22 protein-coding genes are annotated in these 23,007 nt (G+C 43.2%); 8 read left to right on the forward strand and 14 right to left on the reverse strand.

Annotation, left to right across the window (positions count from 1 at the left end; translation table 11 throughout):
• Position 1: 1 nt before the first annotated feature.
• On the forward strand, positions 2-832 hold the full coding sequence (locus ACIGBM_RS08425) for an ion transporter (RefSeq protein ID WP_057760421.1): 831 nt from the start codon (positions 2-4) through the stop codon (positions 830-832).
• A gap of 33 nt (positions 833-865) precedes the next feature.
• Here ACIGBM_RS08425 and ACIGBM_RS08430 read toward each other — a convergent pair whose 3' ends face one another.
• Together ACIGBM_RS08430 and aroQ are read right to left on the reverse strand one after the other, a co-directional pair.
• Positions 866-2,167, reverse strand: a complete 1,302-nt coding sequence (locus ACIGBM_RS08430; RefSeq protein WP_397477430.1) for an ABC1 kinase family protein — start codon at positions 2,165-2,167, stop codon at positions 866-868.
• A 123-nt stretch (positions 2,168-2,290) separates the two neighbouring features.
• Positions 2,291-2,827, reverse strand: a complete 537-nt coding sequence (aroQ, locus tag ACIGBM_RS08435; protein WP_397477431.1) for a type II 3-dehydroquinate dehydratase — start codon at positions 2,825-2,827, stop codon at positions 2,291-2,293.
• A gap of 446 nt (positions 2,828-3,273) precedes the next feature.
• On the opposite strand from aroQ, the gene ACIGBM_RS08440 reads away from it, so the two are divergent.
• The gene (locus ACIGBM_RS08440) at positions 3,274-3,489 is read left to right on the forward strand and encodes a cold-shock protein (RefSeq protein WP_057760416.1); all 216 of its coding nucleotides are present in this window, start codon (positions 3,274-3,276) and stop codon (positions 3,487-3,489) included.
• 291 nt (positions 3,490-3,780) lie between these two features.
• A complete protein-coding gene (locus ACIGBM_RS08445; protein ID WP_102091784.1) occupies positions 3,781-4,935 on the forward strand; it encodes a DEAD/DEAH box helicase in 1,155 nt (384 codons plus the stop codon).
• A gap of 106 nt (positions 4,936-5,041) precedes the next feature.
• Here ACIGBM_RS08445 and ACIGBM_RS08450 read toward each other — a convergent pair whose 3' ends face one another.
• From ACIGBM_RS08450 to ilvA, 8 genes are all read right to left on the reverse strand, one after another.
• Positions 5,042-5,941 carry a sulfite exporter TauE/SafE family protein gene (locus ACIGBM_RS08450; RefSeq protein WP_397477432.1) on the reverse strand — a complete coding sequence of 300 codons (900 nt, stop codon included), beginning with the start codon at positions 5,939-5,941 and terminating at the stop codon, positions 5,042-5,044.
• Positions 5,942-6,039: 98 nt separating this feature from the next.
• Positions 6,040-6,300, reverse strand: a complete 261-nt coding sequence (ccoS, locus tag ACIGBM_RS08455) for a cbb3-type cytochrome oxidase assembly protein CcoS (RefSeq protein WP_397477433.1) — start codon at positions 6,298-6,300, stop codon at positions 6,040-6,042.
• Positions 6,301-6,415: 115 nt separating this feature from the next.
• Complete coding sequence (locus ACIGBM_RS08460; RefSeq protein WP_227511134.1) at positions 6,416-7,144, reverse strand: YdcF family protein; 729 nt, start codon at positions 7,142-7,144, stop codon at positions 6,416-6,418.
• 49 nt (positions 7,145-7,193) lie between these two features.
• Complete coding sequence (murB, locus tag ACIGBM_RS08465) at positions 7,194-8,234, reverse strand: UDP-N-acetylmuramate dehydrogenase (RefSeq protein WP_397477561.1); 1,041 nt, start codon at positions 8,232-8,234, stop codon at positions 7,194-7,196.
• Between the two features lie 315 nt (positions 8,235-8,549).
• A complete protein-coding gene (locus ACIGBM_RS08470) occupies positions 8,550-9,047 on the reverse strand; it encodes a low molecular weight protein-tyrosine-phosphatase (protein ID WP_397477434.1) in 498 nt (165 codons plus the stop codon).
• Positions 9,048-9,246: 199 nt separating this feature from the next.
• A complete protein-coding gene (locus tag ACIGBM_RS08475) occupies positions 9,247-9,669 on the reverse strand; it encodes an RNA-binding S4 domain-containing protein (RefSeq protein WP_397477435.1) in 423 nt (140 codons plus the stop codon).
• Positions 9,670-9,767: 98 nt separating this feature from the next.
• Entirely contained in the window at positions 9,768-10,157 is a 390-nt protein-coding gene (locus ACIGBM_RS08480; RefSeq protein ID WP_397477436.1) for an excalibur calcium-binding domain-containing protein, read from the reverse strand.
• 102 nt (positions 10,158-10,259) lie between these two features.
• Positions 10,260-11,813: a threonine ammonia-lyase, biosynthetic gene (gene ilvA / locus ACIGBM_RS08485; RefSeq protein WP_101205019.1), complete on the reverse strand. Its 1,554-nt coding sequence runs from the start codon at positions 11,811-11,813 to the stop codon at positions 10,260-10,262.
• A gap of 306 nt (positions 11,814-12,119) precedes the next feature.
• On the opposite strand from ilvA, the gene rpiA reads away from it, so the two are divergent.
• On the forward strand, positions 12,120-12,779 hold the full coding sequence (gene rpiA, locus ACIGBM_RS08490) for a ribose-5-phosphate isomerase RpiA (protein ID WP_057760400.1): 660 nt from the start codon (positions 12,120-12,122) through the stop codon (positions 12,777-12,779).
• Between the two features lie 136 nt (positions 12,780-12,915).
• Here the strand turns inward: rpiA and argF are convergent, their stop codons facing one another.
• From argF to dnaB, 3 genes are all read right to left on the reverse strand, one after another.
• On the reverse strand, positions 12,916-13,839 hold the full coding sequence (gene argF, locus ACIGBM_RS08495) for an ornithine carbamoyltransferase (protein ID WP_057760398.1): 924 nt from the start codon (positions 13,837-13,839) through the stop codon (positions 12,916-12,918).
• A gap of 217 nt (positions 13,840-14,056) precedes the next feature.
• On the reverse strand, positions 14,057-15,163 hold the full coding sequence (gene alr / locus ACIGBM_RS08500; protein ID WP_397477437.1) for an alanine racemase: 1,107 nt from the start codon (positions 15,161-15,163) through the stop codon (positions 14,057-14,059).
• Positions 15,164-15,325: 162 nt separating this feature from the next.
• Positions 15,326-16,729, reverse strand: a complete 1,404-nt coding sequence (gene dnaB, locus ACIGBM_RS08505) for a replicative DNA helicase (RefSeq protein ID WP_057760393.1) — start codon at positions 16,727-16,729, stop codon at positions 15,326-15,328.
• A 298-nt stretch (positions 16,730-17,027) separates the two neighbouring features.
• On the opposite strand from dnaB, the gene pdxA reads away from it, so the two are divergent.
• Entirely contained in the window at positions 17,028-18,128 is a 1,101-nt protein-coding gene (pdxA, locus tag ACIGBM_RS08510; protein ID WP_397477438.1) for a 4-hydroxythreonine-4-phosphate dehydrogenase PdxA, read from the forward strand.
• A 161-nt stretch (positions 18,129-18,289) separates the two neighbouring features.
• On the opposite strand, the gene ACIGBM_RS08515 is transcribed toward pdxA, so the two are convergent.
• The gene (locus ACIGBM_RS08515; RefSeq protein WP_397477439.1) at positions 18,290-19,069 is read right to left on the reverse strand and encodes a transglutaminase family protein; all 780 of its coding nucleotides are present in this window, start codon (positions 19,067-19,069) and stop codon (positions 18,290-18,292) included.
• Between the two features lie 520 nt (positions 19,070-19,589).
• Here ACIGBM_RS08515 and rsmA point away from each other — a divergent pair.
• The 3 genes from rsmA (at position 19,590) to ACIGBM_RS08530 (ending at position 22,834) form a co-directional block, all read left to right on the forward strand.
• Entirely contained in the window at positions 19,590-20,453 is an 864-nt protein-coding gene (gene rsmA / locus ACIGBM_RS08520) for a 16S rRNA (adenine(1518)-N(6)/adenine(1519)-N(6))-dimethyltransferase RsmA (RefSeq protein WP_057760387.1), read from the forward strand.
• A gap of 141 nt (positions 20,454-20,594) precedes the next feature.
• Positions 20,595-21,431 carry a symmetrical bis(5'-nucleosyl)-tetraphosphatase gene (locus ACIGBM_RS08525; protein WP_397477440.1) on the forward strand — a complete coding sequence of 279 codons (837 nt, stop codon included), beginning with the start codon at positions 20,595-20,597 and terminating at the stop codon, positions 21,429-21,431.
• Positions 21,432-22,411: 980 nt separating this feature from the next.
• Positions 22,412-22,834, forward strand: a complete 423-nt coding sequence (locus tag ACIGBM_RS08530) for a hypothetical protein (RefSeq protein ID WP_397477441.1) — start codon at positions 22,412-22,414, stop codon at positions 22,832-22,834.
• The last annotated feature ends 173 nt before the right edge of the window (positions 22,835-23,007 follow it).

Consider the following 23,007-nt stretch of genomic DNA (forward strand, 5'->3'; position numbering starts at 1 on the left):
TATGAAGCAACCAACCGCCGAAGCTCTTACACACTTGCGTAACCGTACGCATATCATTATTGAAGGCACAGATACTCGTCTGGGTAAGCTCTTTGATATTGTATTGCTGATTGCAATTTTAGCCAGTGTGGCCGTCGTCATGCTTGATAGTGTGCTATATATGCGTTTGCAGTATGGCACGTTGTTCTTTTATGCAGAGTGGTTTTTTACCATTTTGTTTACTATTGAGTATGCGTTAAGACTGTTTTCAGCACCCAACCGCTTACGCTATGCTTTTAGTTTCTTTGGGATAGTAGATTTACTGTCTGTATTGCCAAGTTATTTGAGCCTAATGTTTGTAGGCGTACAGTATCTACTCGTGATACGGGTATTACGTATTTTACGTGTGTTCCGCGTTCTTAAGCTCAAGGCCTATATGCAGCAGGCTGGGTTTTTGGCGTCTGCATTAAAAACCAGTCAGCAGAAAATTACGGTTTTCTTCCTATCGCTTGTATTGTTAGTAACCATCTTTGGTTCAATTATTTATGTGGTAGAAGGGCCGGAAAATGGATTTACCAGTATTCCACTGTCTATCTACTGGGCAGTTGTCACCATGACAACGGTAGGCTACGGTGATATGTCACCCAAAACACCGCTTGGCCAAGCAATTGCAACCATGGTCATGATCACGGGTTATTCGATTATTGCGGTACCAACAGGTATTTTTACGTCAGAGCTAGCACGTAACATGCGTCCACAACTTAACCCAGTGACTTGTCCAAACTGTGGTAAGTTCGGCCATGCAGTAGGGGCAGACTTTTGCGATCGTTGTGGACACGCGCTACATATCTAAAGACAGATTTAATCGTGACAGTCAACATACCTACTACGCATCGATATATTCATCAACCAGTGGTGAGAGGTCGATCTCGACGCCTAGATGGACCAGATTCCAGTACTGTCCTGATACAGTACGGTCTAGCATCATAGTGGTAGCTGAGGGTTGAAACTGACCAAAGTACTTTAAAGACGTACGCATCTGTGCAATGGCCTCGTGATGGACTTGGCTACTCCCAAAATCAAATGCGCCTTCTTGATACGGGCTGATAGATAATGGTTTAAGACCAATCGATAGCCAATTTTCATAAAACTCACCAGGGATGTTCTTATCATCTTCGCGGCGAATATCTAGCGCGATTAAATCTTGTTCAAGTGCAGTGACGTCACCTCTTAATGCATGTTTGACAAAGCGTTTGAATAGCTGCACTTCGCTATCACTATAACTGCGGATACCACCAAAATCATAAGCCACGACGCTACCGTCATGACGGAACGCAAAGTTACCTGGATGAGGGTCGCAGTGCATACGGTACAACCCAAACAGCTGCCCTGCGGTAAAATGAAACAGACGCTCTGCTATTTTTTGTTTGACGTCATTGTCCCACGTCGCAGCGACAGTCAATGTCTCTCCCATCTCTTCGGTCAGCGTTAAAATCCGTCTAGAAGAATGGCTGCTAATCACTTTGGGAATAATAAGGCCTTCATCTTCTGCATGAAAAGCACCAAATACTCGTAAATTATGAGCTTCTTTGACATAGTCCAATTCATCGTGCAGACTCTGGCGAATCTCATTAAAAAGCTGCTCTTGTAGTTGCTTACTCATATTGAGCACGCCAGCGATTTTTAATGCCATACGTACTTGTTTGAGATCGCTATCACAGTTTTCGTCAACATCAGGATATTGGACTTTGACCACCACTTTTTGACCCGATGGCAACGTCGCTTTGTGCACTTGTCCAATAGATGCTGCCGCGAAAGGTGTCTCTTCAAACGCGCTAAACAATTCTAAAATAGGCGCTTTCAACTCACGTTCAACTTGAGCTTGTATCTGCGCATACGGCATTGGCGGCGCATCTTTCTGTAGCTTTTCGAGCGCTGACGCTACCTCAGGCGGAAACACATCTTTATATTGTGAAGCAATCTGTCCGACCTTCATCACTGCGCCTTTCATCTCACCCAACGTTTCGGCAATTTGAACGCCCACGTCTTGCATTAGATCTGAGCGAGCTTGCAGACGTTTTTCTTCGTCACTTGAGAGATGCTTAAATGAGTTTTTGGCGGCTTTGCCAGCAATACTTGCTGTCATGCCAGCGAGTTTCATAAAGCGTTTTCCGGACGATTTTGCCATTCATGTCACCGTATAATGGGTTATTTGCTCAGTCGTAATTCTATTATTTTAATTGCAAGATTACTGTTTGACTAATGTGTGAAGACGCGAGTAGTTATTTATAAAAAAGTAAGCACAGTCATATCATTTGCTTGTGTCAACTGCATACATATTGCTCAACCAGTAATCAAGCGCCATTTGATAGCCCAGTTGTCCCAAGCCGCAAATAACACCGACCGCAACGTCACTTAGATATGAATGATGACGGAAAGGCTCACGGGCATGAACATTGGATAAATGTACTTCTATAAATGGTTTTTGGGTGGCCAATAGTGCATCGCGTAGAGCCACTGAAGTATGCGTAAAGGCAGCCGGATTGATGATGATAGCATCGACTTGAGCAGATTTATCCGCCAATAATCCATGATGCTGAATATCATCTACTAGCTTACCTTCATGGTTGGACTGTATGCATATTAACTCTATACCGTGGTGAGCCGCGCGCTCAACTAGTTGCTTTTCTATATCAGCAAGTGTCGTATGACCATAAATATGCGGTTCCCGCTTACCTAGTAAATTCAGATTTACGCCGTTTACCAGTAGTAATTTATGAGTCAGTATTTGATTTGAATTTTCGTTAGTCGATTGTTCGGCTGCTTTTATTGGAGTAGAGGAGGTCATAATGGTCTCAGTAACTATTGAGCGATGTTAATAATTTATAATAATATATGAATAATTTAAGGCGCGAGCTGCCAAGCTAAATTGGCTTAAACGCATTTTGCTCTTTATCATAACAGCTTGCCAGCTAGGTTATAAAAATTTGTCTAAAAAAATTATCTAGATATCAAAAAGCATATTAAAAGTCTTTATGTTGCTAAAAACCCGTGCTATGATATTTTTTATGCAATAAATATTGCAAGTTTGTTGCTATCATCGAATTTCATGACGATAAGTGCGTTTGGCGAATTCGTTATGGACACACTATGTAGGTAATTAAAGCACTACATAAATGATGGTAAGTAGAGTAGTAATACTCTTAATTTTTGATTTCATAATCTTAGACCCTGTTTATATGCAATGTCGCAAAGGAAGCTAGGGCTAAGCGGACTTTTTTAGGAAGTAATATTATGTCAGCTCGTGAGCAAGGTATCGTTAAGTGGTTTAATGACTCAAAAGGCTTTGGTTTCATTCAACGTGACAGCGGAGAAGATATTTTTGTCCATTTCCGCGCGATTCAGGGTGATGGCTATCGTTCTCTAAAAGATGGCGAAAAAGTTGAGTTCAGCGTAGTAGAAGGTGACAAAGGTCTGCAAGCTGAAGAAGTCAGAAAGATAGAAGAGTAATTTACTCAGACATTAAAGCGGTTTAGTTATAATGTCTGTACAAACTACTGATATACTACTGAGTCAAGCCCATCTTATCTTACCTATGTTGAGTGAACTGCAGCATATTTGGTAGGATTGGATTCGGGCTTGGCTTTTTTTATGCCTATATGTCTGATGGTAGTTTGCAGACTTGATAAAGCTACTCTTACTGCTCACGGTTTAAACATTACACTTGACACTATAAAGGTTCATTGTGAGCCTATTTATAATTAATAAAATACAAGTAATTCATTTAAAAGGATATTTTTTTTGAGCAATTTTACAACGTTTACTGATTTGCCACTTTCAACAGCGACCCTGCGTGCAGTAAGTGATCTAGGCTTTACTGAATTGACGCCCATTCAAGCAAAGATACTACCGCATACATTGGCACATCAAGATGCTATCGGACAAGCACAAACGGGCACAGGGAAAACAGCGACCTTTCTACTGACTATTATGGAAGCCTTGCTTAAGCGTCCATTTACCAATGACGAAGAGCGCTATCTTGGTGAGCCGCGCGCTGTGGTCATGGCGCCAACTCGCGAATTGGCTCAGCAAATATTTGATGACTGTATTGCATTAACCAAATATACCTCGCTACATAGCGTCTGTATTATGGGCGGTACTAACTATGAAACTCAGCAGCACGAGCTTGAACGTCAATACGTTGATATCTTGGTAGCGACGCCTGGCCGTCTAATTGACCTTGCTAACAAAGGCATGGTGTATCTAGATAGAGTAGAGGTACTGGTACTCGATGAAGCCGATCGTATGTTAGATATGGGATTCATTCCTGATATCAAGCGCCTAGTTGGTCGAATGCCTGCCAATACTGATCGTCAAAGCTTGCTGTTTTCTGCAACCTTTAACCAAGATGTTATGAATTTGGCCTATCGTTGGTTACATGAGCCTCAGTTTGTTGAAATTGAGCCTGAACACAAGACCAGCGAGTTAGTAGATCAGCATTTTTATTTGCTGACAGAAGATCAAAAGCTAGACGCCTTGCAGCGTATTATCAGTGATGAAGCAGTAGAGAAGGTCATCGTCTTTGCCAATCGTAAAGACCAAGTAAAGCGTCTGTATCACAAACTGCGTCAAGCGCATAATATTGTGATGCTCTCGGGCGATGTCATTCAGCAAAAACGTGAGAAGTATTTACAGCGATTTAAAGATGGTCACGCTTCTATTTTGGTGGCGACAGATGTAGCAGGGCGCGGTATCCATGTCGATGATATTAGCCACGTGGTTAACTTTACTTTGCCTGATCAGCCAGATGATTATGTACACCGTATTGGTCGTACGGGCCGTGCGGGTCAGACAGGTATTAGTATCAGCTTTGTGAGTGAGGATGATGCTTTTAATATACCGGCATTAGAGAAGCATTTAGAAACCAAGTTCACGCTTGAGCAATGGCAGGAATAGTTGCTATAAACTGAGCATTATTCAAAAAATAAAAGCCCTCAATATCGAAAATGGTATTGAGGGCTTTCTATATGCGAAGTGTTAATAATATCTGTTACCGATAACTTTATTGAGCGTGTTCCATCATCTCAGTATGCTCATGGTGATTCATGTCCATTGATTCATCACTCATGTCATGCATGCTATGGTCCATATGGTTGTCCATATTTTGCATGTTCTGATCCATGTCTTCTGCCATATCCATATCATGATTCATTTGGCTCATATCATGAGAGCCCATATCAGACATCATAGCAGTGTGGCTACCATGGTTCATCTCACCATGGCTGCCATGCATATTTGCCATGACCATGGGCACGATCGCTACTGCCAAACCTGATATTACCATAACCGCACCGTTTAACTGTCTTAAGCGAAAACGTCCGATCTTATCACGTAGCCAACCGACCGTTTCGTGCGTCGCAACCAACATCGGTATAGTTCCTAGACCAAAGACAAACATCAACGCAGCACCGCTTAATGGATTATGAGCAACGACCGCAATTAGTAGAGCGCCATATACCAAACCACAAGGCAAAAAGCCCCAAAGCAACCCTGCTGTTAGTGCGCGCGGAAAAGTATTGAGTGGAAATACCTTTTGACGCAATGGGCTAAGATACTGCCAAAAGCGCATACCAAAACGTTCGAGCTTAGTCAAAAACGGTGCACCAAGCATCGTCACACCGACGAATACCAGTACCAATCCCAATAAAATACGCGGTGTACTATTACCCATCATTAATGGCTTTAATACGGTAATACCGATAAGCCCTGCAATTAAACCCAATAATGCGTAACTCGTTAAACGCCCAAGATGGTAAGTGGCCACCAAAGCACGGCGTTTGGCAGGGCTAACATCCTTCATAGACAGACCAAACGCGGTCACAAGACCGCCACACATGCCTAAACAATGCGGTGAACCAAAGAATCCCATTAGTAATGCCGCCACAAGTAAAGCGATGGTCATGAATGCGTCTCCTAAGAATAGTAAAGGGCGAACTTGCTAGTGCTGAATTATTTAATAAAACGGCACCAATAAATTACGCATTTATAAGGTAGGTAAGATTAGATTTCTGAGTTTTTATCTATCTCAGAATTATCGTTATTTCCATCAGTTGAGGCTGTTTTATCTTGCTGCTGGGTAGGTGCTGAGCGTTCATGAGCCTGCATGGTTTGGCGGCGTTCTTGACGGTCATCCAATATAATACGCTGTGATGCATTGTCCAGATCTTCGAATTGATTTGACTTGACCGCATAACGCACTGCCCAAATAGCAACCACAAACAGCATGAGACTTAATGGAATTAATAAAAATATACTGAGCATGGCAAATCTCTTAAATAGCAGTGTCTCTTATTATTATACACCCATCACAAATGTAGTGGATGTTCGGTAGCATTTAGTATGCGTCTCTCAATGGTATCGTATACATTTTTAACGTTTATTCGTCAGAGTTTTTTGCGGCATTGCCTCTTGGGGTCAATAGCTGCTGTGAAGTCACATCATTGGCGTGGCGGCAGTCCATCTGGGGGCGTATCACATCGCGCAGGTAGGCTGCGACCTCATAGACAGCGCGCCGTGAGTGACTTAAGTTGTGGGCAGGCTTCATCCAGTCGCGTCTCACTGGCAATGGCGCAGGAAGTGGTGTGCTATTGATACCATTTAAGGCAAACTGTCTGCGTGCACGTGCCATATGATAGCTATCAGTAATCAGATATACATGGCGTAGCGGAATGCGTTTGGCTGTAAAACGGGCGTTTTCACATGTATTCATGCTGGCATTTTCACTGATCAGTCCATCGATACCATGTTCCATCAACCATTGACCGAGCCATGGAGCTTCAGCGCCACTCAGTACGATCGGTAGGGGTAAATCATGGTAAGCGCCTGCAGCGGTACGCGCGCGATTGAGGCTATAACGATTTAGGATAATTTGGTTATTGTGGTCATTGGTCAGACCGCCGCCTAGGACTACATAGGCGGTAGGCGGTGAGCTCATGGCAGCAGAAGGCATATCAGGTAGCGGCAGTAGAGAAAATATATAAACGATTGCTTGCGAAAACAGCGGAGTAAATAAGCTAATAATCACTAAAATGACAGACGTAGAGCCTAGTATAAAAGTAATATTGATAATGCGAAAAAGCGTCACCATGCGTTCAGAAAACCGCAAGTAATATCGCCATAATCGTTTAGATAATAGCCGCTTAGACCATGATTTTTTAGGCCACATGCTCAGCATATCCAATTGAGCCATCAGCATTTACCCAGACTGGCTCACGTGACAATTGAATGGCAAATTTTTCATAGACAGTAGCAGCGATATGTTTCTGTGCTACGGCTACATCCTCTTGCGTGGCTTGCTGAGGCGTATGGTTGGTCAGTACAAGTGCTTGCTGTTTATGCGTAAAAATAGGTGCAATGCCGCCCCCTTTTAATCCTGCTTGCTCAATAAGCCAGCCCGCAGCCACCTTTACCATTGCATCAGGCATCGCGTAACCAACGATAGCTGGATAAGTTGCTTGCAGCGCTGTGAACCGCTCCTGAGCGATAATAGGATTTTGAAAGAAACTGCCACAGTTAGGTAGCTGTTTTGGATCAGGCAGCTTTTGTTGTCTAATATCTATAATGGCTTGCATAACATCATGAGGCATTGCTTGCTCGCGATTTTGTTGCTCCGCATAGCGCTGCGCCACAGTCTGTACATCACCATAACTGGCTAAAATATTGGCAGGATCAGTATGTAATCTGAAACCTACACGGCTAATAAGCCATGTGTTTGGCGTACGTTTAAAGATACTGTCACGATAGCCAAATTGGCAATCAGCAGCTGACAAATGGTGCCAAGTTTGTGTCGGCAAATGATAGGCGCGTACATACTGTAAGCGGTCTTCTAATTGTACGCCGTATGCACCGATATTTTGTATGGGTGCTGCGCCCGTCAGACCCGGTATTAGGGCAAGATTTTCTAACCCATACCAACCTTGATTGACCGTATGTACGACCAAATCATGCCAGTTCTCGCCAGCCATTACCTCGATTTCGACATAATCGTCGGTTTGATTGGTCAGATGAATACCACGCATCTTTGGCTGCAATACTATGGCTTTTAACGCGGCAGGCAATAAAACATTGCTACCGCCAGACAGTACAAACAATCGCAATTTGTCTGCTGTATCTTCTATATAAGCTGCCATAAAGTCATCAAGCTGCGCCTCATTCTCTAATGTCACTACAGAGTCAGCAACACAGGCCAATGCCATAGTATTGTCATGTGACAAATCGATTGAATCCTTGACTACGGCAGTCGCTGAAACATTCGAAACATCAGAGCTGATGGTAGACTGAGTACTGTGGTCAAGGCGTGAAGCTTGGGTCATAACATAGCCTATGTGACAAAAGGATAATAAATGATAAGGTAGTTATAGTTGTTTCAATTTAAAAGAGATACAAGGCAACTGAGCGCAGACGTAACTGTGATACTTCAAGCGAGGTTAACGCTGTAGCTCTTTTATAGAAGATTAACCTTATTATAGAGGATACCGGATGCAAGAGTAGCAGAAATATAGACGGTATGGCTAGCAGGCTTTCCAGCTTTCTATCCAAGCTTGGGCACTTGACTCGATACGCTCGATCACTTCTTCGAAATCATCGTTATCGCCCTTATATGGATCTGGCACATCGCTGCCACAATAGGTAGGGTCTTCTTCACTGAACAGCGCTAGTGTTGCCAAATTATCTTCTGACTCTGTAATGCCATCTTTGATAGCTTGTAGATCAGCTAGATTCTGTGAATCCATGGCTAAGATTAAATCAAAATCACGAAAGTCATTGGCACTGACTTGACGAGCGACCAGCTTATTAATTTTATAGCCGTGTGACTTAGCATGACGTTGTGAGCGAGCATCAGGCGCACTGCCAACGTGCCAATCACTGGTGCCTGCTGAGTCTACTTTTATAGATAGTCCAGCAATCGCTGCTTGCTGACGAAAAACTTCTTCAGCAGTAGGGGAGCGGCAGATATTTCCTAAACATACCAATAATACAGACGAGGGAGTACAGGCTTTCATCAGCATAATATGACCTTCTATAACAAAAAAAACATGCTATAAGAGACCAGCATTGTTAATGCGGCTTTTATTAGCATGCAATCGATTGAATCAGCTGCTAGCGTAACGCTTAATGCTTGGAATGGCAAGGATAGAGACTAAACAATAGCGTCATTTAACGACAAAACTTTGGCCATATGATGCATGGCCAAAAGGTGAGATAGTTTTAATCTTGATTACTTTTAAAACGTTGTAGATCGCGACGTTCTTTTTTATTGGGTTTGTTGTCAGGACGAGCAAGGTTGGCCAGTTTTCGCTGTTCGGCATAATAAGCACGGCGGTTTTCGCTCTCTTTTGTCTCTGAATATAGTACCTCAGCGGTAGTCGCATTGCCACGCTGTGCAGATAGCGCCTCAACAACGACCGTCTTTTCGGTCATCGCGGTCGCTGAGCCTTGACGAATGGTTAGCTCATCTCCGACTGAAATCTCTTTACTGGTTTTTACCCGGCTACCGGCATAGTGTACGCGTCCACTTTCAATCGCTTGTTTGGCTAGGGTGCGTGTACGATAAAACCTAGCTGCCCATAGCCATTTGTCGAGACGGATTTTCACCAAACCTTGGTTGCTATCATCAGTATTTTTCTTCATAAGAATCACTCTGCATTCGTTTTTATATTGAATCATAGTTTTATATAAACAATATTAGGGCAACTTTAATATTTGCAAATAGATTTGATGGTTGTGGGTTAGTTGCACCATTGTTGTTCACAAGGTACACCATCGTGGTTACCATCCATTTTGGTATTAGGACAGTAGTTTGTGAAATAAGTGGCTTCTGCACAGGATGTCATTTGTGAGCAATGTGTTCTGCCGTCACATGAAAAGCTTGAGGCTGGTTGTGTTGATAAGACTGGAGTTGCAGTTGGCGCTGATGTTGAAGTGGTACCCAAATCAACGTATGTCGGCGGTATATCATCAATATTATCAATGTTATTAGAGGTAAGAGTAGATTGCGTTACGATATCTGCCGCTGCATTGGTTGCAGGTTGATGTACCGTGTTTTTAGGTTGAAGGACTCTATAACCTATAAGCACGAAAATCAGACAGGTCAATATCACTAATACTTTGTTTATCACTGTGCCATACCTGCCAGCTCATAATTATTATTAATATGAAAATGGCAGTTTTCAATCAACTTAAAAACTGCCATTAGGTAAGAAATATGATATCTATTTTTACTATCTCAAAAACAACTGATAGCCAATGTTGTCATTGACCGTGGCACAGTCATAACCAATATCTAAAAGCGCATCTTGCAGCTGACGAGAGTTGCCTTCAGAGGCTTGCAGGCCAACCAGTACACGACCTTCAGCAGCACCATGGTTGCGGTAATGGAATAGGGTAATATTGAAGTCATCACCCAATTTCTCTAAGAACGTTAGCAATGCGCCTGGACGTTCTGGGAATACCACTTGTAGCAATTGCTCGTTTTCGACATGAGCATGACCACCAATCAAGTGACGGATATGCGATTTGGCGATATCATCATCAGTCAGGTCATGAGCGGTATAGCCATCGTCTGATAATTGGTTACTGATGGTTTGACGCTCTTTTTCACCTTCTTTTAAAGCGATACCTACGAAGATTGAGGCAGGTTCCATTGAGTCTGGTGATTTTTTGCTATCAGCACGGTAGTTAAACTCAGTAATATTACGACCGTGTAGACTGCGACAGAAGTTCAAGAAAGCGCCTGTTTGCTCGGGGATAGTAACCCCAAAGATAGCTTCTTTTTTCTCACCAATTTCAGTACGCTCAGCGATATAACGCAGGCGGTCAAAATTCATATTGGCACCGCAGATGATGCCGACGCAGTTTTTATCTTGAATATTATTAGCTTCGATATATTTTTTCATACCAGCGACTGACAACGCGCCAGCAGGCTCAACAATGCTGCGATTTTCTTCAAAGATATCTTTGACAGCGGCACACACTTCATCATTGGTACAAGTGATCACTTCAGGCTCAACGATAGGGCCTGAGTTATCGCTTTTTTGCGTACGGACGACGTCAAAAGGTAATTCACCAATCTGCGCGACTGCCACGCCATCAACGAACAATCCTACTTGCTCGAGCTTGACACGTTCACCTGTTTCAAGCGCTGCTTTTAGACAAGCTGACTGCTCGGCTTCTACCGCGATCACTTTTACATGCGGTGCAACTTCACCTAAGAATGCGGCCACACCAGAGATTAGGCCACCACCACCAACGGCAACAAACACATAATCCATGTTGCGCCACTGCTGGGTCAGTTCAAGACCAATAGTACCTTGTCCTGCGATGACTAGTTCATCGTCATAAGGTGGAATAAAAGTAAGGCCTTCACGTTCAGCGCGGTCAATCGCATAACGGTTTGCTTGATCAAAACTATCTCCGTGTAGATCTACATTGCCACCAAGTGCTCTTACCGCATCCACTTTGATGTCGGGAGTCGTGGTTGGCATGACGATGATGTTATTTAGTGATAGTTTGCGCGCAGAGTAAGCCACGCCTTGCGCATGATTACCTGCCGAAGCACAAATCACACCGCGCGCTTTTTGCTCATCGCTCAACTGACTGATACGGTTATAGGCACCGCGCAATTTAAATGATTTGACTGGTTGTAAGTCTTCACGCTTAAATCTAATGTCATTGGCAAAACGTTGGGTCAGCTTGGGCGCCGTTTCAAGTGGTGTTTGAATAGCAACGTCATAGACGGTGGCTTGTAAGATGGCTCGTACCCAGTGTGACAGCATAGTAATCCCTAAACAGAGTGAATATAAAAAGTGTAGATGAATATAAAAACGAAATAGATTAGCCTATGCCGATTTTTAGTATCTTGCAAGACTCAATTGCAGTTTTCTTGGGATTTCATGCTTGAATTTACATGAAGTGCAGGTATTTGCCGAAGTTAAGCCTTAGCTAGGCACGATGGGACTCACAAATTAGCGTCATGATGCGCTAACATCCATTAATATCATCGGTTATAATAGCCGCGCATTTTATCTGTTTTAGCCTTTTACTTTTTTTAAGACCATACGTTTATTTTCCAAGGATTTATGATGAGTGATCAGCAAGCACAAAAGCAAGCCGCGGCCAAAGCTGCTCTAAGCTATATCGAAGACGATATGATACTTGGGGTAGGGACAGGTAGTACGGTCAACTGTTTGATTGAGTTGTTGCCACAATTGAAGCTTGCTGGCGCTGTCGCTAGCTCACAGGTGACAGAAGACAAACTTCGTGCGCTTGGTATCGAAATAGTCGATTTAAACTTTGCTGGTACATTGGATGTTTATATCGATGGTGCTGATGAAGTTAACGAGCACTTGCAACTTATCAAAGGCGGCGGCGGTGCATTGACTCGCGAAAAGATTGTGGCCGCAGCTTCAAATAAGTTCGTCTGTATGGTCGATGATAGCAAAAGCGTTGATATCTTAGGTCGCGCGTTTCCAGTACCGATTGAAGTATTACCACAAGCACGCTCGTATGTGGCTCGCCAATTGGCCAAATTAGGCGGTGAACCAGTATATCGTGAAGACTTTGTCACTGATTATGGTAATGTCATTCTAGATACTTATGATTTGGATGTGAGTAATCCAATCGCGCTTGAAAAAGAGCTAAATAATATCGTAGGTGTGGTCTGTAATGGTATCTTTGCGGCAAACCAAGCAGACGTTCTGCTAAAAGCAGGTGCTAATGGCGTGACAACGCTCACGCGTTAAACTATCTCTAAATCATTTGTATAAACAAAAAAGCCGTCCAGATCTGGACGGCTTTTTTATATAGGAACTTATTTAGGAGTGTACTAGCAAGTTATCTTACTATTGATCTCACTGTCTTTTGATAGAATAGCCTAAGTTATGCAGGCAACTTGATTTTGTCTTTGAGTAAAAACTCCATCAATGCTTTTTGGGCATGTAAGCGGTTTTCAGCTTCATCCCAAACGACAGAGCGTGGGTCATTAAGCATATCATGAGAGATTTCTTCGCCACGATGGGCTGGCAAGCAATGCATAAACACCACCTCAGGATCGGCTTTGTCTAATAGAGACGGCGTCACTTGATAAGGGGCAAAACGACGTGCGCGCGTATTTTGCTCGGATTCTTGACCCATACTTGCCCATACATCGGTGACAATTAGATTAGAATCTTTTGCTGCGTCTTGTACGTTTTCTACCAAGCTCACGCAGTGTGAAAATCGTTCCATAAGTTTCGGATCAGGCTCAAACCCATAAGGTGCTGCCACGCGTAATTCAAAACCAAACTGATTAGCAGCTTGCATAAATGACGAGCACATATTGTTGCCATCACCAACCCAAGTCACAATCTTATTTTCAATACTACCGCGATGCTCGTAATAGGTTTGCATATCAGCAAGCAACTGGCAAGGATGATAGTCATCGGTCAACGCATTGATAATCGGTACACTGGAATATTCAGCAAAGGTTTCAACTTTTTCGTGCCCAAAGGTACGAATCATGATGATATCTACCATACTAGAAATCACACGTGCTGAGTCTTCTAATGGCTCGCCGCGACCAAGCTGCGTATCGTTTGGTGATAAAAATATGGCGTTACCACCAAATTGACCCATGCCCGTCTCAAATGAGATACGGGTACGCGTTGAAGATTTTTCAAATATCATGCCAAGCGTACGACCAACAAAAGGCTGGTATATCTCGCCTGCGTGTTGCATCTTACGCAATTCGCTTGCGCGTTTGATTAAGTTTTCTAGTTCTTGTTTGGTTAAATCAGATAAGGTTAAAAAATGGCGCAAACTCATAGTAATCCTAGCAGTCGATCGCAGTCAGTGAAACGTCATCAGTCTTCAATAGCATCGCGTCAGTGCGTATACTGGGTTGACAACAAACTTTTAGTATAGCGTATTTACTTTCAATGTAAACGTTCATTTTTATCAAGATCAAATGGCTTGCCAAATAGACCGAAATCACATTAGCAAGCCGCAATACCTTATATGCTAATGACTGTGCCGCTAATGATTATGCCTGTGTACGGTTTGGACGTATGCTTAGGCGACATAATAGCTCATAGCTAATCGTCCCAGCATGACCTGCAACTTCATCAACACGCGGCGAATTGCCCCAGAGCATGACCTTGCTATCTATAGCAAGACTCTCAGGTGCGCTACTGATATCAATGACAATCATATCCATAGCCACGCGCCCAATTACTGGGCAGCGGTAGCTTTGGCTGTCGTTAGCATCGATGACAGTGACATACGCATCATCAGTAACCACACGTGGATAGCCATCTCCATATCCAACGCTGACCAACGCCGTTCTGGTGTCTTGCTGCGCACGCCAGCGGCTACCATAGCCGATCGCATCATTTGCGCTAACGGTTTGTAGAGCAATGATTTGAGCACTAAACTCCATCGCGGGCTGCAAGTTTAGTTCTTGTGCGCTTTTATCAACCACAGGCGAGCTACCGTATAAGATAATGCCTGGACGTACCCAGTCATAATGGTACTCTGGGAAGTTGACGATACCAGCAGAGTTGCATAACGAACCTTGGATATCTGGACTAATGGTGTCTTTCAAAGTCGCCAGTACGCTTGAGAAACGCTCAATCTGCATCGCATTTAATGGATGATCGTAGTCATCAGCATTGGCAAAATGCGTGGCTAGGATCAGCTGATAACCCGCTTCATGTAGGCGTTTTGCTGCTGATAGCACACCCTCAGCATTGAATCCTAAACGGTTCATACCTGTATTGTATTTGAGCCAAGCTACTCTAGTTGCACTGCCAGCTGGCGGGATATTTTGTAGGGCCCACTCTAGCTGTGGTCCGTGGTGAATCACGCAGCTAATCTCATGATCAATCGCTTGTTGCCACTCATCAGCGGTAAACGCACCTTCTACTAGACCGATGGTTTTCTCCCAACCTAACTGTCTGGCTTCTAGCGCTTCAGTCAACGTAGCGACACCGATACCATCTGCTTGCTGCAGGGCTGGCAAGACTGCCGCCACGCCATGCCCGTAAGCATTGGATTTAACCATAGCCAACACTTTAGATTGGGGTGCGCGTTGTTTGACTTGATTTAGGTTATGAGTAAGGGCTTTGGGTTTTATAGTAATTGTGCGCATAATCGCCTTCTGTATGAGTAGAATTATGAAGTGATAAAGCCAGTACTGCATCGATTGGGTTGATGCGGTACTGGCTATTGTATTAAAAACTGGTTATGTAAAATTATTTATTAACCTATAATTTAAACTGAGTCTATATAAGGCTTAAATTTATAAGGTTGGTTACTCATCATTCTCGAAACTCACGCCTTGGTAGTACTCTGGCGTTAGATTGATAAAGCGGGTAAATTGACCTTCGAAGCCTAGACGAATAGTACCAATAGGGCCGTTACGCTGTTTACCAATGATGATTTCCGCCACGCCTTTGTGGTCTGAGTTTTCATTATAAACCTCATCACGATAGATGAACATAATCAAATCGGCATCCTGCTCAATCGCACCAGATTCACGTAGATCCGACATAATAGGGCGTTTATTCGGACGGTTTTCTAGACTACGGTTAAGCTGTGACAATGCAATCACTGGACATTCAAGCTCACGTGCCAATGCTTTTAGACTACGAGAAATCTCAGAAATCTCGCCAACACGGTTACCATCTAGACTGGGTACTTTCATCAGCTGAAGATAATCGACTACGATAGCACCCAAGCGACCGTCATGGTTTTTGGCGATACGTCGGCAGCGGGAACGCATCTCAGACGGCGGTAGGGCAGTACTATCATCAATATATAAATGCTTTGATTGCAAATGTTGAATAGCGTTCATCATCTTTGCCCATTCATCTTCATTCATTTGCCCAGAACGCAGATGCGTCTGGTTAATCGCGCCCCATGAGGACAGCAAACGCATGACGATAGATTCAGCAGGCATCTCCATCGAAAACACGACGACTGGCAAATCTTCATTAAATAAAATCCCTTCTGCCAAATTCATCGCAAAAGTGGTTTTACCCATCGAAGGACGCGCAGCAACAATAATCAAGTCACCCGCTTGTAGGCCTTGGGTTTTGTTATTCAGCTCGGCAAATGGTGTCTGCAAACCAATCATGCCATCGGGATTAGATTTTAGTTCTTGAATTTTATCGATAACATTGGTTAAGACAGAGGTAATACCCACAGGTCCGCGCTGTTCCGCACGTTTGTTATGCTGCTCATTGATACTAAATATCTTACCTTCGACATTATCGAGAATGTCGCTAACGCTTTGGTCTTTTGGATTATAGGCAAGCGTCAGCATGTCATTACCAGTGGTAATTAACTGGCGTAGGGTTGATAGTTCACGCACACGCTGGGCGTAGGCAGTCAGGTTAAACAAAGTCGCAGGACTTTGGCTCAAAATATCAGCCAAATAACTGTCACCACCTGCACCTTTGAGTAGCTTTTGCGCTTCTAACCAGTCGTGTACCATGACCGTATCATAAGGCTCATTCACTGCCGCCAAATGGGCAATAGCATCAAAAATATATTGATGTCGCCCAGCATAAAAGTCATCTTTGGTGACAATATCGGCAATCTTGTCGTACGCCTCTTCGATACTCATCAAAGACGCGAGCAATGCCTTTTCAATATCAATATTGTGCGGCGGTGTCTGATTGAGTAAGTCGTCGGTTTTGTCGTTTTCTGCCATGAGTGCCTAATGAGTTAAAATGGGTATGAAAAAAGATGTCGATGATAGAGCAATACAAACGTAGCGCGCCTCTACGATAGAAGTACCAAAACGCGGCCTCAGGTTTGTCTGTAAATGCTACAATCAGATGCGAAAGTTTAACACATAATGTGGTTTTTTAGACTTGATAAAGAACTAAATCTGAAGTGATTGTTTTTCATGAACTAAGAAATACCATACAATATCTAAGTATAAAAATTTAAAACACGAATTATAAATACAATAAAATCAATAATTTGAATAACATAAGGCTATTGTTATGACAGAAGAAAAACGACCGCTATTAATCACTACAGGTGAGCCTGCGGGTATTGGCATGGATGTCGTACTAGGACTAGCAGCAGAGGATAAGTTACAAGATTTTGCTCGGCCAATTTGGGTGACTGCTGATGCTAAAGCGATGCAAACTCGCGCAGAGGAGTTGGTTGCAGCTGGCGTGCTCAAAAGTATACCTAGCTGGCATACTATCAATACAGATATAAATACCGATAACTTCGATGTTAACTTGGTAGAGCAGATATCGCAGCAAGGTATAGACGCTGATAGTGCTTTCATCCTACTGGATATTCCTTGTGCGGCACCCGTTGTCTGCGGACAAATCAATATCGCTAACTCAGCGATGGTGGCTCAGCAGTTAGATATTGCTCATAAACTGGCAATCAATAATACAGTCGCTGCCATCGTCACCGGACCATTGCAAAAATCAGCGCTGATAGATGCAGATATTAAGCTATTAGATGGCACCATGTTTAGTGGTCATACTGAGTTTTTTATGCAGCAAAGCGGCTGTGAGAAAGTCGTCATGATGCTGGCCAATCAAGCGATGAAAGTAGCACTTGTCACTACGCATTTGCCGTTGAAGGACATCCCTGCTGCCATCACCGCGGAGAACGTGCGCCAAACGGTAAAAATTGTCATCGATGACATGAGAGAGAAGTTTGGTCTCACGCAGCCTCGTATCTTGGTCTGCGGCCTCAATCCACATGCAGGCGAGGGCGGGCACTTGGGAAGTGAGGAGATTGAGATTATCAATCCCGTGTTGCAAGAATTCATCGATGCAGGTGTCAATATATCAGAGGCGATGCCAGCAGATACGTTATTTACCACCAGACATTTAGCAAACTGTGATGCGGTCATTGCCATGTATCATGACCAAGGATTGCCAGTATTGAAATCGCACGGTTTTGGCGATACCGTCAATCTAACCTTGGGCTTGCCTTATATTCGCACTTCTGTCGATCATGGTACGGCGCTAGATTTGGCAGGAAGCGGTGGTGCAAGTGCGACCAGTTTATATCAAGCACTAAGTATGGCTAATGAGATGGCTGATAAATCACTTATCGATGTACCTGCTGTATAAGTCAGTGCTTATAGATATTTTTCACATAGTACTTAATAATTTTATTATCAGTAATGCCTATCTAAAAAGGCAGCCACCTAAGACGATTCAGTAAAATTTTGATCGTGCATGACGGGCAGCATCTGTTTTAAACCTAGGCTCGAAAGCCTAGGATCAGGACCCTAAGCTTGTCTGGTTACGGATACCGATTGGTTGATCAGCTCCATGGATCCGAACGAGGTTAAGAACGCGACGCTGGACGCATCGGACCCAACACCGATGCGGGCCATTGTGTCGGCACCTGCCATGCCAGTGGGATCAATGAGGTGCCAGCTCCCTTCAAGATAGACCTCGGCCACGGCATGAAAGTCTTGTGGTGTCACATCGGGCGCATAAACGCTCACAAACCTAGCTGGTATCGACGACGCGCGCGCTAGTGTTACGAGAACATGCGCAAAGTCGCGGCATACGCCCTGACGTTGAGCAAAGCTGTCGAGCGCGGTGGTTTGTGCATGGCTCGATCCGGGTACATAGCTGAATGCCGACTCGATCCAGTCGCGCATCGCGGCAATCCGTGCGCCGCCAGTGAGATTGCCAAACTCGGCGTCTACAAAGGCATGGAACTGTTCTGACGGGCAATAGTGAGACGGCATCAAATGCCTGATCGTCTCTCCGGGCAAAAGATGCAGGGGCGTTTGGGACAGTGCCGATATGTCCAAGGCAGGACGGTCAACGGCGATTTCTGCAAGGTAAGTGCAGCTAAAATCTCCTTCAGCGTGAATCCAAATCCGCTCTCCTATACCATCATCGGCGGCGACCCGTGAAAAATGCGCAACGTCTGATGTCCAAATCTCGGTCGAACGCACCCGCTGATCCACAAGATCGGCGGCTTCGATCTGAAGCAAAAGATCCATGGGCTCTGAGAGTCGATAATGGAGGGTGACGTTAAGTTTCAGGATCATATGTGAATTCCCTAAGGGTATTTATCTGGCGGGCTGACGATCGCGTAGGGCTGAACCGCCTCGACTATATCAGAGACTGGCTTACTTTACTGGAGTCAGACAGCAATGCCTGACAGGGTTAAATTATCATAATAGCGCTTTTCAAACTCAAAAGGTGAAACATAACCAATTGCGTTATGCAGTGGGGCTTTATTAAACCCAAGAAGCGTTAAAAATCGTTTAATTATCGATTTAGTTTTACGCCGAGAGCGTTATGATGACGCCATCTTTGGACCTGTTTCTGTCTGCTAGCACTTGCTTTGACGCTGCCATTTAGCATAATCAGAGTTTATATTATATGGATGTAGAGATAAAAAGTTACCGAGTCAGTTGCTCGAAAGCATGGCTCGTCTATCGATAATAATTATTCAAAAACACAGCCTAATTATGAGCTGTGGTATAATTTGTCATTATAAAGTCAGCGTATCGCTGCCATTACATTATTATCGCCCATTTATCTTTTATACATTAAGACTCTTTTATGTCCAAAACTTCATTTGATGCTCAAACTATTTCTAACAGCTTACGTGCTGCCAAACATCAGCCGCGTAAGCGCTTTGGCCAAAACTTCTTGCATGATACTAGCGTCATTCGCGAAATCGTCGAAAGTATTCGTCTAGAGCGCGATGACAATTTGATCGAGATTGGGCCTGGTATGGGCGCATTGACCGAGCCGTTATTGGCAGAAGTGGATGCGATGACAGTGGTGGAGCTGGATCGTGATTTGGCAGATAGCTTGCGTATTCGTATCGGTGCCAATAGCCATCCAAACTTTGAGATTATCAAAGACAACGCGATGCATGTGGACTACCGTGAGCTATATAGTGAAGAGCGCGGTAAGCTACGTGTAGTAGGTAACCTGCCGTATAACATCTCTACGCCTATCTTATTTCATCTGCTTAGCTATGCCGATGTGATTCAAGATATGCATTTTATGTTGCAAAAAGAAGTGGTCGAGCGTATCACAGCCGATGTGGGTAGCAAGACTTATGGCCGCTTATCGGTCATTATGCAATACCACTGTGATACAGATTACTTGCTAACTGTTCCTCGCGGTGCGTTTAATCCACCACCAAAGGTGACCAGTGCTGTCTTTCGTCTGACGCCGCATATCAACAAACCAGTAGTCGCAAATGATGAAGAGCATTTTGCTATTGTCGTACGTGAGACTTTTAACCATCGTCGCAAGACACTACGTGCTATCTTCAAAAAATCAACGTTGCTGCCGACATTGAGCGAAGACGATTTTGCGGCTTGTGGTATCGATCCGCAGGCACGACCTGAGACATTAAGCGTCACAGATTTTGTGAACTTAAGCAATCACTCACAACAGCTAGACGTATAATGTATTTTTGATAAATAAAAGCATGCTACTAACCGTCAATTATAATGGCGGTTTTTTATGCTTTATTTTTATGATTAGTGCTTAGATATTTATTTCTTATCGCGCTGTTTTTAACTATCGTGTTTAAATCGTTGAGGTATTATGAGTTTTCGCCATCAGTATGTTATCGGTGACTTACAAGGTTGCTATGCTGCGTATCTACAATTGTTAAAAACACTGGATTTTGATCCTGCCCAAGACAAATTATGGTTTGCTGGTGATTTGGTAGCACGCGGCGAGGACTCATTGAACACGCTGCGCCATGTCAAAGCGTTGTGTGAGCAAGGCGCTGCGGCAACGGTATTGGGTAATCATGATCTTAATTTGATAGCAGTTTGGCGCGGGGCAGCCAAGCTTAAAAATAAAGACAAAACGGCACCTATCTTTGCTGCGGATGACTGTGATGAGTTGCTCGAATGGTTACGCAGGCAGCCGATATTGGCTTATCCTGATGAGTACACGGTGTTGGTGCATGCAGGCATTCCACCGCATTGGAGTATTGAAGCAGCTGCAGGGTATGCACAGCAATTAGAAGCTCAGCTGCAAAGTAATTTGAATCAGCTAGATCAATTGCTGCCGAATCTATATAGCAAAGAAGCGGATGAATGGCATGCAGGTATCGAAGGATTTACTAAGATGCGGGCGATTGCTAATTACTTTACGCGTATGCGCTTGTGTAAGCAGGATGGGTCGCTTGAGTTTAGCTTTTCAGCAGGTTTAGATGAGGCTATGCCAACCGATTTTTTGCCTTGGTTTGAGTGGCAAGTACCGCGCACTCGTAAGATACTATTCGGTCATTGGGCTGCGCTAAAAGGCGAGATTGATTTGCCACATGCGCGCGCACTCGACGGTGGCTGCGTGTGGGGTAATTATCTATTGGCTTATAGATTGGGTGACGGCAAGGTAATAACCTCAAGCGCACAGTGCCCGAGTCCATAAAGAGGGTTATAAGCGTCTTAATATACAAGGCTAAATAAACAGTCTGTTATAAGTAGTTCCGTTATAGCAGTTCGTTTTAGATGGTCTGTTAATAGGCTTAAAGGGTGAAATAGCTAGTTCCGTTGCGGGATATACCTATGGCAAACCAATCAAAGGAAAATAACTCGACAGTTTGCCCAGCTTTAATAAGCTTTAGCTAAATATTCAAAGCAAAACTCAATAACACGCGTTTACCAGATTGAATTCGTGAAACACTGTGCTCATATTTATCGGGACGAAATAAATAAACTCTGTCGAACAGGTTTATAATGCAGTTTGAACACTCGAACACACCACCAACTTTAGGCTGAATTAAAACAAAGTTTAATTTGTAATAACGGCCTTTTTGCACGGGGTCACAGTGCTTCATAACGCTGTGGTTAGTAGGGTAGGTAACATAATTAATTGAAAAAACTCTACTACTAAAAATTGCTTTGTTGGTTACTCTTTCGGTCATATCTAATCCATTATTTTACATGTATTCAATGTAGCTTAACGCATATCAAGCTAACTGTATTGGTTGTAACTTAGTTAAATACTAGCGTGAATAATGTAATGAAATGTTCTACTTAATTTATGGAGCTATTTGTTCGATGAAAACTATGTTGCTATAGATGGATTAACATATATTGAGAGAATAGATAAAGAGTTTGTAAACTTCCCTCATATGCCTGAGTTGTGGAAATCTCCTAGATATAAAGGAGGTTGGAATAAAAGAATTTCCCAAAGCAGCTCGATGCCTGTATAGCGCACCGGTCACTAACAGAATATATATGATAAGTACACCATGAAGTACACTGTGACTACGTTCATCGAGTTAAAAAGTGGAGATCATTAGCCCACAGCCAAAGATTAAAGTCCTTACTAGGGAACCGAACTTTTAAAAGCGAAGGTATGCCATTTTGAATAAGGTGTTTTAGTCAGAATAGGAAAAATAATACATGAAGAAACTAGCTCCTTTCTCAGAAATGGTTGGTACTTCCAACCCAGTAATAAATTCAAAAGAATTTCCAAGTGTAAAAACTAAAGTTAACAAACTATCAAATATTGATGCAGATACTGTTTATAAATATTTGATAAATGGCATAGAAGTAATAGAATTTCTATCGCCTGATCTAGATATCATTGATAGTAAAATTACTGTGCGAACTAAGGTCTTTACTGATGGTTGCTATCTCTGGACAATGATGATTCCTCATTTAGTGAAAAATTATAAAGTGTCATTACCAGAAGAGTTCATGCATTATTTAAGAAAACAGAATACGTATGCTAATCAATATGATAATGGTCGTATAAAACAAATACTGGACAGTCTCAAAGGTAAAAAAATTGATAGTTATGTGAAGTTTAGTGATGATGAATAATTAACTTATTTTGAGTACTTTAGCATTCATTTTCCGTAAGAAACGTTGTAGGAATATGTCCCCATAATGATGTTAAGTCACTATCTTTTCACCATCTAAAATAGGCGTTAAAAAACGGCTTAGAGCAACCCATTCTTCCCATAACGGACGTTATGACAAATAACTTTAATATC

Source organism: Psychrobacter sp. NPDC077938 (assembly GCF_044542635.1).
Classification (GTDB): Bacteria; Pseudomonadota; Gammaproteobacteria; order Pseudomonadales; family Moraxellaceae; genus Psychrobacter.

Bases quoted from the DNA above. Each gene is read 5' to 3' on its own strand.
- ACIGBM_RS08530 (WP_397477441.1), top strand. From the start codon at position 22,412: ATGAAGAAACTAGCTCCTTTCTCAGAAATGGTTGGTACTTCCAACCCA.
- murB (WP_397477561.1), bottom strand. From the start codon at position 8,234: ATGGCATTGGCCTGTGTTGCTGACTCTGTAGTGACATTAGAGAATGAG.
- dnaB (WP_057760393.1), bottom strand. From the start codon at position 16,729: ATGGCAGAAAACGACAAAACCGACGACTTACTCAATCAGACACCGCCG.
- ACIGBM_RS08470 (WP_397477434.1), bottom strand. From the start codon at position 9,047: ATGCTGATGAAAGCCTGTACTCCCTCGTCTGTATTATTGGTATGTTTA.
- rsmA (WP_057760387.1), top strand. From the start codon at position 19,590: ATGTCCAAAACTTCATTTGATGCTCAAACTATTTCTAACAGCTTACGT.
- ACIGBM_RS08425 (WP_057760421.1), top strand. From the start codon at position 2: ATGAAGCAACCAACCGCCGAAGCTCTTACACACTTGCGTAACCGTACG.
- alr (WP_397477437.1), bottom strand. From the start codon at position 15,163: ATGCGCACAATTACTATAAAACCCAAAGCCCTTACTCATAACCTAAAT.
- ccoS (WP_397477433.1), bottom strand. From the start codon at position 6,300: ATGCTCAGTATATTTTTATTAATTCCATTAAGTCTCATGCTGTTTGTG.
- ACIGBM_RS08525 (WP_397477440.1), top strand. From the start codon at position 20,595: ATGAGTTTTCGCCATCAGTATGTTATCGGTGACTTACAAGGTTGCTAT.
- ACIGBM_RS08515 (WP_397477439.1), bottom strand. From the start codon at position 19,069: ATGATCCTGAAACTTAACGTCACCCTCCATTATCGACTCTCAGAGCCC.
- ACIGBM_RS08430 (WP_397477430.1), bottom strand. From the start codon at position 2,167: ATGGCAAAATCGTCCGGAAAACGCTTTATGAAACTCGCTGGCATGACA.
- ilvA (WP_101205019.1), bottom strand. From the start codon at position 11,813: ATGCTGTCACACTGGGTACGAGCCATCTTACAAGCCACCGTCTATGAC.
- rpiA (WP_057760400.1), top strand. From the start codon at position 12,120: ATGAGTGATCAGCAAGCACAAAAGCAAGCCGCGGCCAAAGCTGCTCTA.
- argF (WP_057760398.1), bottom strand. From the start codon at position 13,839: ATGAGTTTGCGCCATTTTTTAACCTTATCTGATTTAACCAAACAAGAA.
- ACIGBM_RS08450 (WP_397477432.1), bottom strand. From the start codon at position 5,941: ATGACCATCGCTTTACTTGTGGCGGCATTACTAATGGGATTCTTTGGT.
- aroQ (WP_397477431.1), bottom strand. From the start codon at position 2,827: ATGACCTCCTCTACTCCAATAAAAGCAGCCGAACAATCGACTAACGAA.
- ACIGBM_RS08475 (WP_397477435.1), bottom strand. From the start codon at position 9,669: ATGAAGAAAAATACTGATGATAGCAACCAAGGTTTGGTGAAAATCCGT.
- pdxA (WP_397477438.1), top strand. From the start codon at position 17,028: ATGACAGAAGAAAAACGACCGCTATTAATCACTACAGGTGAGCCTGCG.
- ACIGBM_RS08440 (WP_057760416.1), top strand. From the start codon at position 3,274: ATGTCAGCTCGTGAGCAAGGTATCGTTAAGTGGTTTAATGACTCAAAA.